The sequence below is a fragment of the Coleofasciculus sp. D1-CHI-01 genome, assembly GCF_040218875.1.
In the GTDB taxonomy this organism is placed as follows: domain Bacteria; phylum Cyanobacteriota; class Cyanobacteriia; order Cyanobacteriales; family Coleofasciculaceae; genus Coleofasciculus.
Window position 1 is genome coordinate 1 of sequence record NZ_JAVJQP010000047.1, and the last position, 13,465, is coordinate 13,465.

The following is a 13,465-nucleotide window of genomic DNA, read 5'->3' on the forward strand; positions in this document are numbered from 1 at the left end:
AGAAACAGCCATTGCTATTACTTTCCTCGTCATGAATCTGTCTGCCCTGCTACGGCAGGTTTTTTGTCTTTTTTTATGTATATTCCATAATCAAGTCTTTTTCGGAGTCAATTTATTATTAAACCTTATCATTGACCGAATTGTTGACAATAAATGCTCATTGTTACTGTCGTCTTATATAACTACTTAATCGATCAGTTGTGTTTCTCCGACTTATTCAGCAGACCCAAATTATTGACAGCGATCGCAGATTCCATGTACCGTCACCTCATAGCTTTCAGCTTGCATACCCGAAGGTAGGCGGTTCAAGTCAACGCTTTCAAAGGCATCCCAAGGAATATCTTTAATCGCACCGCAACAGCGACAACGAAAATGATGGTGGCGATCAACATTCGCATCGTAACGACAGACACCTTCCTCTAATAAAACTTCCCGCACCAGTCCCACTTCCCGCAGGGCTTGTAGCGCACTGTATACAGTCGCTTGAGAAGACGTTGGCGCTTGGTGATTGAGATCGCTGAGGATTTGATCTGCCGTCGGGTGATCAAAACGAGTCAGCAAATTGGCATAGACAGAAAATCGCTGTGGGGTAACCCTCAACCCCTTGGATTTCAAGACTTTAATCAGGTTTTCTGCTTGCTGCTGCATGGTATTCACCGTTTTCATAAGCAGTTCTTTAATTATAACACTCTTTTTTAGGAGTTATACTTGTCTAGCAGTTAAACTGAAAAATAAGTAATTATTACTATTGACTCATTCTTAAATCAGAATTATTCTGAGTTATAGTAAGATATAGCTAAAGCAAACAAAAATCTAGTTGTCTGTAAAACGAGGTAAATAAATATGGCTGTTATTGATCGTGTACCCGACGCTGTGTTCAAGACTCGCGTGCGTGATGAGTCTGTAGGGGGTTCAAATCCCTACCGTTGGCAAGATCGGACAACGCAGGAAATCTTTGGTGGCAAAAAAGTTGTTGTATTTTCCTTACCGGGTGCGTTTACACCCACCTGTTCGTCCAACCACCTGCCTCGCTATGAAGAACTCTATGATGAGTTCAAGGCGCAGGGTATCGATGAAATCATTTGCCTGTCGGTGAATGATGCGTTTGTTATGTTCCAGTGGGGTAAGCAGCAAGGGGCAAAGAATGTGTTCTTGCTCCCCGATGGTAATGGCGAGTTTACCCGCAAGATGGGAATGCTAGTCGATAAGTCCAACCTCGGTTTCGGAATGCGTTCCTGGCGCTATTCGATGCTGGTGAACGACGGCAAGATTGAAAAATTCTTTGCAGAACCGGGTTATAGCGACAACTGCCCAGATGACCCCTTTGAAGTTTCTGATGCGGATACGATGCTAGCTTCCCTGAAGGGACAAGAACCCGCAGGTGTCTCTGAGCCGCGTCTGGCGTTTGTTGGTTAATTTAACGACCATCACTATTCTATTTGTGGGGACACGACATGTCGTGTCCCTACCGTTTGTGTGTGATGGTGTTTGGTGTCTTCTCACTTTGCCAACCGACACCTGATTCGACTACCTGAATAACTCAAAGACTTGTCGGCAGAACTGTTTAAGCTTGTCACTCACCTCCGGCGCAGGCTGATAATTACCGACACATTGCCAGTTTTCAACCGTCGAAAGTCGCCACGCTTCTCCTTGATGATTAAATCCTGCCGCATCTAAACCGATCAAGCGATGAGACTGTTCTAAGGGATCTTGGTAAAACCGAATTTGTAGTAAGATGCTGCGGCTTTGTAACTTTCTACTCCACCCAGGAAAGTGAAAACCGATATCGATTGAGTCAGGATCAACTAGATTGCGAGTATCGGGGTCATTTTGCCAAGGTTTCAAGTCCGCCTTGGCATCGGGAAACTGGGACTTAAACAAGTTGACTATGGCGGCTATCTTGGTGGTTACCTCTAAACCCTTGGCTTGTTCCGCAGCATTCATGATTAAATCTCCTATGGTTAACGCTTATTTACAAGATTGCTTCATTATTTATTACAATTAGCGAGTCTGTTGGCTATCTGTTTAGCAGACAGGGGATATGTTGTGATTTGTTGACAATTCCCGGAGATCGGAAATTACCAGGAAAACTTGCTCAAACGTCTACAGGGCGGTAAGCTCAAAGCACGGTCAAGGTGTAGGAAAAAAAGCGTGTCCATTCAGGAAAACTCAATTCAGGTCGGGTCACTACAGTGGTTTTATCGGGAAGCCACTCCGGTTAATCCCAGCACACAACTCCCTGTTCTGCTACTTCATGGTTTGCCATCCCAGAGTTACTCATGGTCAGCGCTGATGCCCGATTTAGCCGAAAAAGGATTCCGTGCGATCGCGCCGGACTGGATTGGTGCGGGTTTCTCAGCTAAACCAGACCGTCGTAAGTTTGCCTATACGCCAGATGCTTTTATTAAAGCCTTAGCAGAATTTATCCAACATCTGCAAATCGAGCAATTTTATCTGGTTGTCCAAGGGTTTCTGGGTTCAGTGGGACTCCAATACGCTTTGCGTTACCCCGATCAGGTTGAACGGTTAGCCATTCTCAACACCCCTGTCTCATCAGCGAGTCAGTTACCGTGGAAGATCAAGCAATTGGGCTTACCCTTGGTCGGTGATATGTTGACCCAAGATCCCTTGTTGGTCGATCGCACCTTAGAAGGTGGTAGTGGCTATCGCGTGTCTGATAAAGATTTAGACGTATATCGCCGTCCCTTTCTCAGCAGTTCTGATGCAGGGCGAAGTTTACTGATGACGGTTAAAAACCTGCAACTTAAATCATCTATGGCAGAAATCGAAGCCGGGTTTCGCAACTGGAATCAACCCACATTGATTCTTTGGGGGATAAAAGATCCGTGGCTTCCCTTGGTTCAAGTTCAAGAATTTGCCAAAATGATTAAGAATGTCGAATTGGTAGAACTAGAAGAAGCCGGACATTATCCCCAAGATCATTGGTCTGAGAAGGTGAGTAATAATCTGCTGCTGTTTCTACGCCGTCAAGCGTTGTAAAGAGAGGAGTTGGGGTTGTAGAGACGTTCCGGTGGAACGTCTGGAAGCTGGGGGAGAAAAAATTAAATTAGAGTTTTCTACAAGTAGTAAGCTGTTCGGCATTCAAACCTTAATGTCAAACCCAAACGTGCATCAAAACAATAAACGGCATTCATCTGATGTCCTACTGATCCTCATCTGATGTCCTACTGATCCTGGCGACTGCTATATAACCTCCGTAAATCTACTGAAATGAATCAATTGGGGTCAAGTTGATATCCGTAAAATCCCCCTGGAATGGCTAAAAAATAAACAGCTAGGATACAAGAACGAAATAGCTGGGCATCCGCCAGAACCTTATGGCTAAGATTTTAGTAATTGAAGACGAATTATCCGTTCGAGACAATATTCTAGAGTTGCTCGAAGCCAACAATTTTCAGGTCACTGAGTCAGACAATGGATTAGCAGGTATCCAACTCGCGACCCAACAATTACCCGATTTAATTGTTTGTGATGTGATGATGCCAGAATTAGATGGCTACGAGGTGTTAACCGCCTTGCGCTCTAATCCAGCCACACAGACGATTCCCTTCATCTTCCTCACCGCTAAAGCCAGCCGAGATGACTGGCGACAAGGAATGGAACTTGGTTCCGATGACTATCTGACCAAACCATTTACCGCTAAAGAACTTCTTAGCGCGATCGCGTGTCACCAGTATGGTTGAAAAAAATCGACTGGTCTTGGCAATTAGTAATCAAGGGACAGGAATGACGGCAGAACAAATTGTCCAAGTGGGAGGCTATATACAGTTTGAGCGCAAACTCTATGATCAGCAAGGTTCCGGATTGGGGTTAACAATTGCTAAACGCCTTACTCAATTGCATGGGGGTGAATTCGTCATTGAAAGCGTTCAGGATAAGCAAACTATTGTTACTGTTTCATTACCCGTTTCGAGATAATTGATGCTGTAATTGAATGGAACGCAAACAATATAGCATTACCCTCTGCAATAGTGGAATTATTCAGCCAGACATGGAATATTTAGGTTGGTTTACTGGTATAAACCCAACCCAAATATTCACCATTTTAGCAGCGACGTCAAGTTACTCCAAACCTGAATCAATTGTCTCTAAGAATGACTAGCTGTGGGGTTAGCTACATACTTAAAGTCGGGTGCAGAATTCCACGGCTTATCACCTTGTTGAGGGTTGCCGTCTGACTCTGTTGATAAGTTATAGTACAGATCAACAGTGCTATCAGGTGAATATTTAAAGGATAAATACGTTTTTCAAGAACGCGGTTCAATTCATGTTAAAGGTAAGGGAGAAATGACGACATACTTTCTCAAAGAGCGTAAACAGAATGAATCAGATAAATAGGTTTGGTCTAAGAATGAAAACCAACTGTAGGAGCGGGTTTAGCCATTTAATTTGGATACCTACGGATAACCTTTCAACAAAACCCGCCCTTCATCAAGGTTAAAAATGTCTAATAAATAACCAATAACATAAGACATAAGGCGAATGACCAAATTAATCAGCCATCAATAACCAAAACCCGGTATACGTCATTCCCGAATCATCCGGTTGCACGAACAAAAAATGCAATCCCTGACTCTTTTGCTTGCGCTGTTCATACAACCTCGCCGCCGCCGCTACTTCTTCATCTTCAAAGGTTGCCATTACCCAGCGTTCCACTAATCCGGCTTCTAAAATTAACCCATCCGGCGCACCGGGAATATAATTAAGCGCTACAGGTTGCACCTCTTGCAGCCAACGCGCTAATGGCATCGACTGACGCCCCCCATCAATCACGACTCCGGGAACAGCTATTGTTGAGGCTAAACCTAATTGGAGAGGTAAGAGTTCATTTGGCATCTGTAAAATTGGAATCGGGCGTTGGGCAAACCCTTCCTCAATATCCCCTGCGGGAATCCTAGCAAATCGCCAGCGATCGCCCCAGAGATTTTCGGGTAAGGGTACAGGTGGTGGTTTGTCCAAGCTAAGGGGGTTGTACGCTTCCCCGGTGTAATTCTGGAGCTGTGGATACTCTAACGTTCTTTCCTGTAATCGTTGCTTGAGGGCGGGAGTGCGTCGTGTCGCTTCTACCTTTATCCTCAATTGTTGTCCTACCTCCTGGAACAAATTAAACGACTGGGGGCGAAAGATGTGAATCGCATCAGGTAACCCTGTCTTAGCCGCCGCGACTTGCACCTGAGACACCAACCAATCACGGGTTACATCTGGCTGAGGACAGAATGATTGATATATAACATTGCCTGTGGTGTCACAAATTAATAATTCCCATAAGACTTGCCCAGTTTCATCTTGCAGAGGACGCCGATAAAAATCCGCTTGCCAAACATTCATTGATAAATATGATTTAATTTGATGTCTTTATGATAAAAGATGACGCCACAATCAGGGATGGAATTTGGAACCCATACCCTTGTCCTTTTCCCTGTAATTCTGGTCTAATAAAAAAGTCTGAGCTTATCTTCTGATAGCAAGGGCGGGAAGTTGATGGTGTGGGTGAGGAGTTGTTCATGATTCCTGGGATGACGTGACGATAACTAGACGGTCACAGGAGTTAAGGTTATATCTGTCATTGTGGCTTTTTTTCAAATGCGAATAGCACTTGCTCTTTTAAATTTAGAACCTTTGAACCTTTGTACTACAATTAATCTTAATTAATATGATGTGGCAACCGCCTTCTGCCTTCTTATACTAGACTGTCCTATCGTTAATGACAGTGCTTCGAGTTATTTATGGCAAACCCTCGCCAACTTGCATTCCTCGCCCTACGAGATATCCACAGCCACGGTGCGTTTACAAATATTGCTTTAGATCGAGTGCTTCGTCATACGACTCTCAACCGTCCTGATCGCGCTCTGTTAACCGATTTAGTTTATGGTACTACCAGACAAGCCCGCACCCTTGATGCTTTAATTGACCAACTGGGGAAGAAAAAAGCCCACCAGCAGCCCCCAGACTTGCGCTTCATTCTGCATCTGGGCTTATACCAATTGCGCTATCTACAACGGATTCCTCCATCAGCCGCCGTTAATACCAGCGTGGAATTGGCTAAAGCGAATCAATTAAAAGGACTAGCCGGGGTGGTTAATGGGGTACTGCGACAGTATACCCGTCTAAACACCAATCCCCAACTAAACGATCCCTTACAATTACCCTCGCACCCCATTCAGCGCCTGGGTATTCTCTATAGTTTTCCCGACTGGATGATCGAACTGTGGTTCAATCAATTCGGAATCGAGGAAACCGAAGCCCTTTGTCAATGGTTCAACCAACCGCCAACCCTTGACCTGCGGATTAATCCCTTGAACGCTTCCATCGATACAGTAGAGACAGCGATGCAAGCCGCAGGTATTCAGGTTCAGCGCCTTCCCCACCTTCCCCAAGCCTTACGCTTCCAAGGAAGTACAGGTTCAATACAAACGCTTCCTGGATTCAACGAGGGATGGTGGACAATTCAAGATAGTAGCGCTCAACTGGTGAGTCATTTACTTAATCCTCAACCCAATGATGTCATCATTGACGCCTGTGCTGCACCGGGCGGGAAAACCACGCATCTGGCTGAACTCATGCGCGATCGCGGTACAATCTGGGCATGTGATAAAGCCGCTTCTCGCCTAAAAAAAGTCAAAGCTAATACCCAACGACTGCAATTACAATCCATTCAAATCTGCCCAGGGGATAGCCGTGATTTTCCCCAATTTACCCAAACAGCCGATGCTGTCTTACTCGACGCCCCCTGTTCTGGTTTAGGTACGCTGCACCGTCGCCCCGATATCCGCTGGCGTTGTACTCCAGCCAGAGTTCAGGAACTTTCTGTACTGCAAAGTGAACTATTAACTCAGACAACCACCTGGGTAAAACCTGGAGGCGTCTTAGTTTACGCCACCTGTACCTTGCATCCCCAGGAAAATGAAGCCGTGATTCAAGCCTTTCTAGAACGTCATCCCCACTGGCGTATCGATGCACCCCCGCCGACACTTACCGCTTTTTCTACGCCTCAAGGCTGGCTGAAAGTCTTACCCCATCAGCATCAGATGGATGGCTTTTTTATGGTGAGATTGAAGCATCTGGATTAGTCATTGGTCATTGGTCATTGGTCATTGGTCATTTGTGATAATTGAACGGTCAGGTCGGGGCGGGTTTAGTTATATCAGGGTGAAAACGAAACGTTAGTGGTAAAACCCGCCCCTACAAAAAATGCTCCCTCTGCTCCCTCTGCTCCCCCATCTTCCCCATCTCCCCCATCTCCCCCATCTCCCTCATCTTCCCCATCTCCCATCTCCCTCTGCTCCCCCTGCTCCCCCTGCTCCCCCAGCTTCCCTTAACCAAGCCTGCTCATTGGTAAAGATTAGGACGTCTAAGCGCATTTTTGGGAACAGTTCTGATATAGATAGAGCAGAAGTTTTTCAAAAAACGTCATGGTTACAGACTCTCATGTCAAACAGCTAGTCAAGATTCTCATTGGTGCGGCTTGGATCGATGGTCGAATTCAGCCAGAGGAACGGGAATATCTGCGCCGAGTCGCCCAGCAATCTAATGTGGCTGAAGACCCAGAAATTCGACCCCTGCTGAACGAACTCAAATCGGTATCCAGTGACCAGTGTTATAGATGGGTGCAAGAGTATTTGGGTGATCATGCAAGCCAAGAGGATTATCAAGGCTTGATTGAAGCGATTAGTGCCTTAATTTACAGCGATGGCGATGTAGATACTGAGGAAGCTAAACTTCTCACCCGCTTACAGCTTCTCGATCCCGCCCAGACTTCTCCCAAGTCCACTCATAATAACGTGCTTAAAGCCATTCAAAAACTTTACCACCGCTGGATTGACCAGCAATCTTAGTAATGTGGGATTGGGGTTGGTCATTTGAGTTCTCAGTTAATTTTTTCTCCCACAAGGGTAGGTTTAGTCCAGTTATCGATGTGTCACAAAATGTTATCCGGACAGGTTTAGTCAAATTTTACCGACAGGGCTAAAACGTTATGGGTAAAACCCGCCCCTAAAGATCGGCTTTCCCAGCTTCTTCAGCTTTTATCCTTTACTCTAAAAGTCAGTAGAGGATTTTTTATTTTTCGGAAACTAATTGTCCGGACGGATCGTCATTCACGCTGAAAAGGTTCCCATAAAGCAGTGACGCGCAAAACATTTTCTTGCTAAACTTTATCTAATGAATGGGTAGGAAAATTTTAGGAACATCTGGAATTCTAAACGGTCTAGTAACTTAACAAACAGAACGATTCGTGTTGGAGAACGCCTTTAATGTCTAACTTTCATCCCTGGCAATCTGGAACCGCTGCATTTTTAGCCTTTGGATTAACGGCTGGTGCGATCGCTCCCTTCGTTACAGGTGCATCAGCGCTTGCCCAAACCACAAGTTTCTCAGATGTTTCTTCTACCTACTGGGCGGAAGACTTTATTACCGAATTAGCCCAACGGGATATTATTGCTGGGTTTCCGGATGGTACATTCCGACCGGATGCTCCCGTAACTCGCGCCCAGTTTGCGGCGATGATGCGTAAGGCAAATCAGGCTTTTAATAAAGCCGATCAACGGGGTTCAACAAACTTTGTTGATGTCCCTTCAAGATACTGGGCGTATTCTGCAATCCAAGATGCTTATAAAACAGGATTTTTAACGGGTTATCCAGGGAATGTTTTTAGACCTGAACAAAATATTCCCCGTGAACAAGTCTTAGTTTCATTGGCAAATGGCTTGGATTATTCAGCCAGTTCAACCAGTGTTTTAAATTACTACAATGATGACTCTAGCATTTCCAGTTGGGCGCGGACATCAATAGCTGCTGCTACAGAGGAACGCTTGGTGGTGAATTATCCTAACGTTAAATCGTTAAATCCCCAGCGAAATGCTAGTCGTGCTGAAGTCGCTGCATTTATTTACCAAGCTTTGGTGAGTGAAGGAGAAGCACAAGTTGTCAGTTCTCAGTACATTGCTGATCCAACGCCTGTTGCTCAAAATTTCACGATTCCTGCGGGTACAACTATTCCAGTTAAATATATCCGAGAGAAAATTCTGATCGCTGAAGAAGACGAACAATTACCCTTGACATTAACTGTTGATGCGAATATCACCACCTCTGATGGTACAGTATTAATTCCAGCGGGTAGTGAGGTTGTGGGTACGTTGCGTTCGACCAATGGGGGCGCTCAATTTGTCGCTGAAAAACTGGTGATGAATGGTCAGCAGATGACTATTGATGCTTCGTCTGAAGTTATCACCACGACGGAAACAGTCACTCAAGGTAGTAATGTCGGAAATTTGGTCAAGAATGCTGCACTCGGTACAGCGGCGGCGGCGGCGATTTCGGCGGTAACGGGAGATCGGGCGATCGCAACCGAAGAACTGTTGATTGGTACAGGCTCTGGTGTAGCATTGAGCTTAATCCAACGCTTCCTCGGTCGCAACAGTGTGGATCTGATTGTGATTGAACCGGATACCGATTTAGATATGAAACTTGATCAGAATTTAGTTATCAGCACCAACTAGCGTCATTATGTAGAGACGTAGCATGCTACGTCTCTACAATCCAAATTCATGATTCATGAATTGGCAACCAAACGACAAACGTTGTTCCCTGGGTTGACTTCCCCCCAGAACGGCGAATCGCTACGTCTAACTGGCGTTGAGTCCACGGGGACTGCGCCGGACTAAAGACCCCGATTTGACCCTGCATTTGTTCAATCAGTGTTTTGGCGATCGCTAACCCTAAACCACTCCCCGGAATCCCTGTGTTGGCTTGTATTCCCCGATAACGTCGCTCAAATAAATGCTCTAGATCTTGGGGCGGAATTCCAACTCCAGTGTCAGTAATCGCAATTCCCACCATTGTTCTCGTCTCATCTTTAGGTTGACCCACACCTGCTTTCACATCAATTTGCCCCCCAGCGGGCGTGTATTTTAAGGCATTGTCAATTAAATTATTTAAAACCTCTCGTAACGCCCTAGCGTTTGCCCGCACAGGGGGTAAGTCTTGGGGAATCGAGTAACGTAATTCTAAATCCCGTTCCCCCGCGATCGCTTGGGCGGAAATTAACAGGGGTTCTAATACGTCGGCGACGGTGAATGACTCGACAATTAGGGTTTTACCCGGAAGCAACGGAATGGCTGGTGCGTCTGTCTCTGGTTCTGAGTTAACCGAAGAAACAATTGTCCCAGTCTCGTCTGAGTCGGGGAGTGGACAAGTCGCCCTGCTAGCTGATGCGGGTAAGGTTAGGGGTTCATTTGTTGGTGCATCCTGATCTAAGCATTCATCAAAATCTTGTAACAATTCCTTCAAGCGATCGCTCTCCCGCACAATACTAGCGGCAACGTTATGATTTTTATCATCGGGTTGCAGTCGATTGAGTAGCAGTTTGCCAAAGGTTCGCAATGCGGTTAAGGGATTGCGAAATTGATGCAGGATATCATCAAGCCGATCCCGTTGCTGTGCCTGTAGACGGCGTTGCTGAGTCCATTCCTGCTCAAACCAAGCCCGACGCCGATCCATTAAGTAGGCAAGTGTCAATGTTCCAGCGATGCGTTCAATCGCTGTCTGTTCTTTTTCATTCCACGGTCGATCATCGCGACTTGTGACTAATAATCCCATAACTACTTCTTCGTGGATTAGAGGCAAAACCATTCGCCGTCCTTGAGATAAGGTATAGTCATCCCGATAGAGTGAGGTGGAATCGGGGACATGGTGATCGTCAGCAGGTTGAGGTAAAAGGCGAGGTACAGCTTCAGCAAGGCGGGGAATTGTATCCAGTGAACTCATGCGATCGGGCAATGTTAACTCCGTATCCTCCTCTTCCCATATCGCCGCTTCTGGATAGACCACTACCGGAATCAGCTTAGGTTGCGCTGCCTCGTCGAGCTTATCCGTTGTTAAATATACCGCACTCAACGCCGCGCCTAGACTTTGAGTGAGGATTCCAACCTGTGATTGACACAAGGCGACAAATTCTGAACTAGCAGGAATGAACATGAGAATTGCGTGATCACCACCAGAGGGCTTTTACGACAGAACCCAATAGAGGTTCCTTTTCTATAATGTCGAACAATTGACACGACTGACTATTACCCAAAAGGTGTAGGATGACTGTCATTCGTCCTTTGCTCTTTATTATCTCCCCCATCTCCCTCATCTCCCCCATCTCCCCCATCTCCCTCATCTTCCTCATCTTCCCAGCCCCCCAGCCCTCTCCGGCGGCTTTTTGTGAACTTTTTTAACGAAAAATTAATTTTTTTGGTCGTGATTTTTAAAGGCTCATCGCTCAAAGCCTCTTTCAAACTTAGCATTGAGGCATTTTAGGTAGATCTATCAAACCATAAAAAGATATTGATATTTCAGATTCAAGCAGATATACTTACGACGGCTTTTGTAACTAACATTACAACTGTCGGCAAAAAGAGGAGGTAAAGAGGTTGGCAAGAAGACGTAAGCGCAAGAGTCGCCGCCGCCAAGAGGGGCGCAAGATCCTAGAACATGTGCCTCAGTATAATCTAGAAAGCGGTGAAGATAAACCGGTTACAGCAGCACGTAAATATATTCAATCCGCCGGGATTATTCCGCCCGCTTTGCTACTAGTTAAGCGAAATGAGCATACGACAGACCGTTATTTCTGGGCAGAAAAAGGTTTATTTGGCGCTCAATATGTTGAGGAAAATCATTTTCTGTTTCCCAGTCTGCGGGTGCTGGATGCTCCTGTCGAAAAGGCTGTAGTTGCGGTTCAAAGCCGCTGACTACAGCCAAATCTTACGAATTGATCGGTGCTTTGACACTTGTCAAGAGGCAATTCATTTCATTCCTGCTAGGGGGGTGAGATGAATTGCCTAATTTTTTATGAAAGCAAAAGGTACAAGGGAAGGAGAAAGGTTGCAAAGTAGAAGAAAATGATAACTGTTGAGTATGCTTGTCGAGTCATTTTCCTCTGATTCATGAGTTCAGTGCAACCGTCTTGTCCATTTATAGTCGGTGCAGCGATCGCGGATTCCCGATTTTTTGTGGGACGCCACGAGGAGTTGCAACAGATGACTACTCAGATGACAGGTACCCTACCCGGTAGCTTAAATGTGGTCGGGCGCAGACGCATTGGCAAATCCTGGCTGCTTTATCACTTCTGTCAAACGTATCAGGAATACGTTTCTCAACCTGATCGGTTTATTAGCATTTATCTTTCGCTTCAGAATTCCGACTGTCATGGGGACGAGGGATTTTATCATAAGGTTGGGCGACTGTTGTGGAATCATCCCCAAGTGCAGCATCAACCGGGGTTAATGGAGGCGCTGAGAGTTCCACAGTTTAATCGCTTGGCATTTAGTAGCGCCATGGGACATTGGAAACGACAAGGCGTGTTAGCGGTACTCTGTTTGGATGACTTTGAAGTACTAATCCGCCATTATCGGGAATTTGATGATGGATTCTTTGATAACCTGCGATCGCTAGTCGATAGTGGTGCGTTAATGGTAGTGGTAGCGTCTCCCCGGAAATTGGAATTTTATCAGCATCGGTATCGTCTCACCTCGCCGTTTTTTAATTTGAGTCAGGTGTTGGCGTTGGGGGAATTGCGGGAGGAGGAGGCGTGGAAATTAGTGCGTTTATCCGATAGTCAGGGTAAAGAGGGACAAGCAGCATTGAGTCCCCCGGATCAGAAATTGGCAAAACAGTTGGGGGGTACGCATCCCTTTTTATTGCAGTTAGCCGGAAGTTTACTTTGGGAAGCGCGTCAGCAGGGACGAGATATAAACTGGGTTAAGGGGAGGTTTGAAGTAGAAGCAAGGCGTACTCCTGGGTATAGTTTTGAATTGCACCAATTACCGCTTCCGTTGCAGGTATTGGTTCGGTTTCCCTTGAATTTAGGGCGGATGGTTCGGGGTATTCGGGGGACGGTGGACGAGATTGGTAATTTGATGGTGGGGACGGCTATTTTAATTGGAGTTATTTTAGGAGTTGTTGTGTTATTGAGTTTCTTATTTTAGATATCACCAATAATTAAAACTTTTCGTTCTCTACAATTTCAATTAGCTTTTTGTCACTTAACAGAACTTAATTGGCGAGAAATCGGTGAGAAGTATTCGCAATTACTGACGAATTTATGTCGTTTCAGCCTTATGTTAAAATAAACATTGGCTTTTTGTGTCCAATTTGCAGTATTTTAGTTTTTCGCCAAGCTAAACCCCTTGATTTAGCGTCACTTGAGCCGCCTTTTCTCAAGACATGGTGCAGAGGGTATCGCACCTTTGGCGCATGTATTTTTGTAAAAAACAGACTCTTTTTTTGACAAAATAGCGGCTTTGTAGTACTTGAGCTATCTAACGTTTAGGAGAAAATCGGCAAAAGGGTCTATTAAAGATGTATATTAACCAGTAGACCAACATAGCAACGCTAGCCATTGAGCCAGCGATTGCCACTGCCCTAGGGGACAAGGCAATAATTGTTGTGTGGATGGGAGACC

15 protein-coding genes and 1 pseudogene are annotated in these 13,465 nt (G+C 45.5%); 10 read left to right on the plus strand and 6 right to left on the minus strand.

Going from position 1 to position 13,465, the window contains the following annotated elements; all coding sequences use genetic code 11:
- Positions 1-231: 231 nt before the first annotated feature.
- Positions 232-648: a Fur family transcriptional regulator gene (locus tag RIB93_RS08510; RefSeq protein ID WP_446372266.1), complete on the minus strand. Its 417-nt coding sequence runs from the start codon at positions 646-648 to the stop codon at positions 232-234.
- A gap of 195 nt (positions 649-843) precedes the next feature.
- Here RIB93_RS08510 and RIB93_RS08515 point away from each other — a divergent pair, with 195 nt between their 5' ends.
- Positions 844-1,416: a redoxin family protein gene (locus RIB93_RS08515; protein ID WP_446372187.1), complete on the plus strand. Its 573-nt coding sequence runs from the start codon at positions 844-846 to the stop codon at positions 1,414-1,416.
- Between the two features lie 111 nt (positions 1,417-1,527).
- On the opposite strand, the gene RIB93_RS08520 is transcribed toward RIB93_RS08515, so the two are convergent.
- Positions 1,528-1,944, minus strand: coding sequence for a hypothetical protein (locus tag RIB93_RS08520; RefSeq protein WP_006103786.1), 417 nt, complete (start codon positions 1,942-1,944; stop codon positions 1,528-1,530).
- Positions 1,945-2,151: 207 nt separating this feature from the next.
- On the opposite strand from RIB93_RS08520, the gene RIB93_RS08525 reads away from it, so the two are divergent.
- The 4 genes and pseudogenes from RIB93_RS08525 to RIB93_RS08540 all read left to right on the plus strand — a co-directional run bounded on the left by RIB93_RS08525 (position 2,152) and on the right by RIB93_RS08540 (position 4,359).
- Positions 2,152-3,000 (plus strand): alpha/beta fold hydrolase, encoded by an 849-nt coding sequence (locus RIB93_RS08525; RefSeq protein WP_446372189.1) that lies wholly within the window; start codon positions 2,152-2,154, stop codon positions 2,998-3,000.
- Between the two features lie 338 nt (positions 3,001-3,338).
- A pseudogene (locus tag RIB93_RS08530) lies at positions 3,339-3,683 on the plus strand (response regulator transcription factor); the annotation flags it as partial.
- A 13-nt stretch (positions 3,684-3,696) separates the two neighbouring features.
- On the plus strand, positions 3,697-3,939 hold the full coding sequence (locus tag RIB93_RS08535) for an ATP-binding protein (RefSeq protein WP_446372191.1): 243 nt from the start codon (positions 3,697-3,699) through the stop codon (positions 3,937-3,939).
- A 291-nt stretch (positions 3,940-4,230) separates the two neighbouring features.
- Entirely contained in the window at positions 4,231-4,359 is a 129-nt protein-coding gene (locus tag RIB93_RS08540; protein WP_446372193.1) for an adenylate/guanylate cyclase domain-containing protein, read from the plus strand.
- Positions 4,360-4,512: 153 nt separating this feature from the next.
- Here RIB93_RS08540 and RIB93_RS08545 read toward each other — a convergent pair whose 3' ends face one another.
- The gene (locus RIB93_RS08545; RefSeq protein WP_446372195.1) at positions 4,513-5,349 is read right to left on the minus strand and encodes a Tab2 family RNA-binding protein; all 837 of its coding nucleotides are present in this window, start codon (positions 5,347-5,349) and stop codon (positions 4,513-4,515) included.
- 398 nt (positions 5,350-5,747) lie between these two features.
- On the opposite strand from RIB93_RS08545, the gene RIB93_RS08550 reads away from it, so the two are divergent.
- A complete protein-coding gene (locus RIB93_RS08550; protein WP_446372197.1) occupies positions 5,748-7,091 on the plus strand; it encodes a 16S rRNA (cytosine(967)-C(5))-methyltransferase in 1,344 nt (447 codons plus the stop codon).
- A gap of 74 nt (positions 7,092-7,165) precedes the next feature.
- Here RIB93_RS08550 and RIB93_RS08555 read toward each other — a convergent pair whose 3' ends face one another.
- The gene (locus tag RIB93_RS08555) at positions 7,166-7,294 is read right to left on the minus strand and encodes a hypothetical protein (RefSeq protein ID WP_446372199.1); all 129 of its coding nucleotides are present in this window, start codon (positions 7,292-7,294) and stop codon (positions 7,166-7,168) included.
- 139 nt (positions 7,295-7,433) lie between these two features.
- Between RIB93_RS08555 and RIB93_RS08560 the strand changes: the two genes are divergently transcribed.
- The gene (locus RIB93_RS08560; protein ID WP_446372201.1) at positions 7,434-7,856 is read left to right on the plus strand and encodes a tellurite resistance TerB family protein; all 423 of its coding nucleotides are present in this window, start codon (positions 7,434-7,436) and stop codon (positions 7,854-7,856) included.
- A gap of 417 nt (positions 7,857-8,273) precedes the next feature.
- On the plus strand, positions 8,274-9,518 hold the full coding sequence (locus RIB93_RS08565) for an S-layer homology domain-containing protein (RefSeq protein ID WP_446372203.1): 1,245 nt from the start codon (positions 8,274-8,276) through the stop codon (positions 9,516-9,518).
- A 46-nt stretch (positions 9,519-9,564) separates the two neighbouring features.
- Here the strand turns inward: RIB93_RS08565 and RIB93_RS08570 are convergent, their stop codons facing one another.
- Both RIB93_RS08570 and RIB93_RS08575 read right to left on the minus strand, forming a co-directional pair.
- Positions 9,565-10,995 (minus strand): sensor histidine kinase, encoded by a 1,431-nt coding sequence (locus RIB93_RS08570; protein ID WP_446372205.1) that lies wholly within the window; start codon positions 10,993-10,995, stop codon positions 9,565-9,567.
- A gap of 92 nt (positions 10,996-11,087) precedes the next feature.
- Entirely contained in the window at positions 11,088-11,309 is a 222-nt protein-coding gene (locus RIB93_RS08575) for a hypothetical protein (protein ID WP_446372207.1), read from the minus strand.
- 126 nt (positions 11,310-11,435) lie between these two features.
- Between RIB93_RS08575 and RIB93_RS08580 the strand changes: the two genes are divergently transcribed.
- Together RIB93_RS08580 and RIB93_RS08585 are read left to right on the plus strand one after the other, a co-directional pair.
- Positions 11,436-11,753 (plus strand): DUF3155 domain-containing protein, encoded by a 318-nt coding sequence (locus RIB93_RS08580; RefSeq protein WP_044209540.1) that lies wholly within the window; start codon positions 11,436-11,438, stop codon positions 11,751-11,753.
- A 195-nt stretch (positions 11,754-11,948) separates the two neighbouring features.
- On the plus strand, positions 11,949-12,989 hold the full coding sequence (locus tag RIB93_RS08585; protein ID WP_446372209.1) for an ATP-binding protein: 1,041 nt from the start codon (positions 11,949-11,951) through the stop codon (positions 12,987-12,989).
- Positions 12,990-13,465 lie beyond the last annotated feature (476 nt).

Bases quoted from the DNA above. Each gene is read 5' to 3' on its own strand.
- RIB93_RS08510 (WP_446372266.1), bottom strand. From the start codon at position 648: ATGCAGCAGCAAGCAGAAAACCTGATTAAAGTCTTGAAATCCAAGGGG.
- RIB93_RS08515 (WP_446372187.1), top strand. From the start codon at position 844: ATGGCTGTTATTGATCGTGTACCCGACGCTGTGTTCAAGACTCGCGTG.
- RIB93_RS08520 (WP_006103786.1), bottom strand. From the start codon at position 1,944: ATGAATGCTGCGGAACAAGCCAAGGGTTTAGAGGTAACCACCAAGATA.
- RIB93_RS08535 (WP_446372191.1), top strand. From the start codon at position 3,697: ATGGTTGAAAAAAATCGACTGGTCTTGGCAATTAGTAATCAAGGGACA.
- RIB93_RS08545 (WP_446372195.1), bottom strand. From the start codon at position 5,349: ATGAATGTTTGGCAAGCGGATTTTTATCGGCGTCCTCTGCAAGATGAA.
- RIB93_RS08550 (WP_446372197.1), top strand. From the start codon at position 5,748: ATGGCAAACCCTCGCCAACTTGCATTCCTCGCCCTACGAGATATCCAC.
- RIB93_RS08555 (WP_446372199.1), bottom strand. From the start codon at position 7,294: ATGGGAGATGGGGAAGATGAGGGAGATGGGGGAGATGGGGGAGATGGG.
- RIB93_RS08560 (WP_446372201.1), top strand. From the start codon at position 7,434: ATGGTTACAGACTCTCATGTCAAACAGCTAGTCAAGATTCTCATTGGT.
- RIB93_RS08565 (WP_446372203.1), top strand. From the start codon at position 8,274: ATGTCTAACTTTCATCCCTGGCAATCTGGAACCGCTGCATTTTTAGCC.
- RIB93_RS08570 (WP_446372205.1), bottom strand. From the start codon at position 10,995: ATGTTCATTCCTGCTAGTTCAGAATTTGTCGCCTTGTGTCAATCACAG.
- RIB93_RS08575 (WP_446372207.1), bottom strand. From the start codon at position 11,309: ATGCTAAGTTTGAAAGAGGCTTTGAGCGATGAGCCTTTAAAAATCACG.
- RIB93_RS08585 (WP_446372209.1), top strand. From the start codon at position 11,949: ATGAGTTCAGTGCAACCGTCTTGTCCATTTATAGTCGGTGCAGCGATC.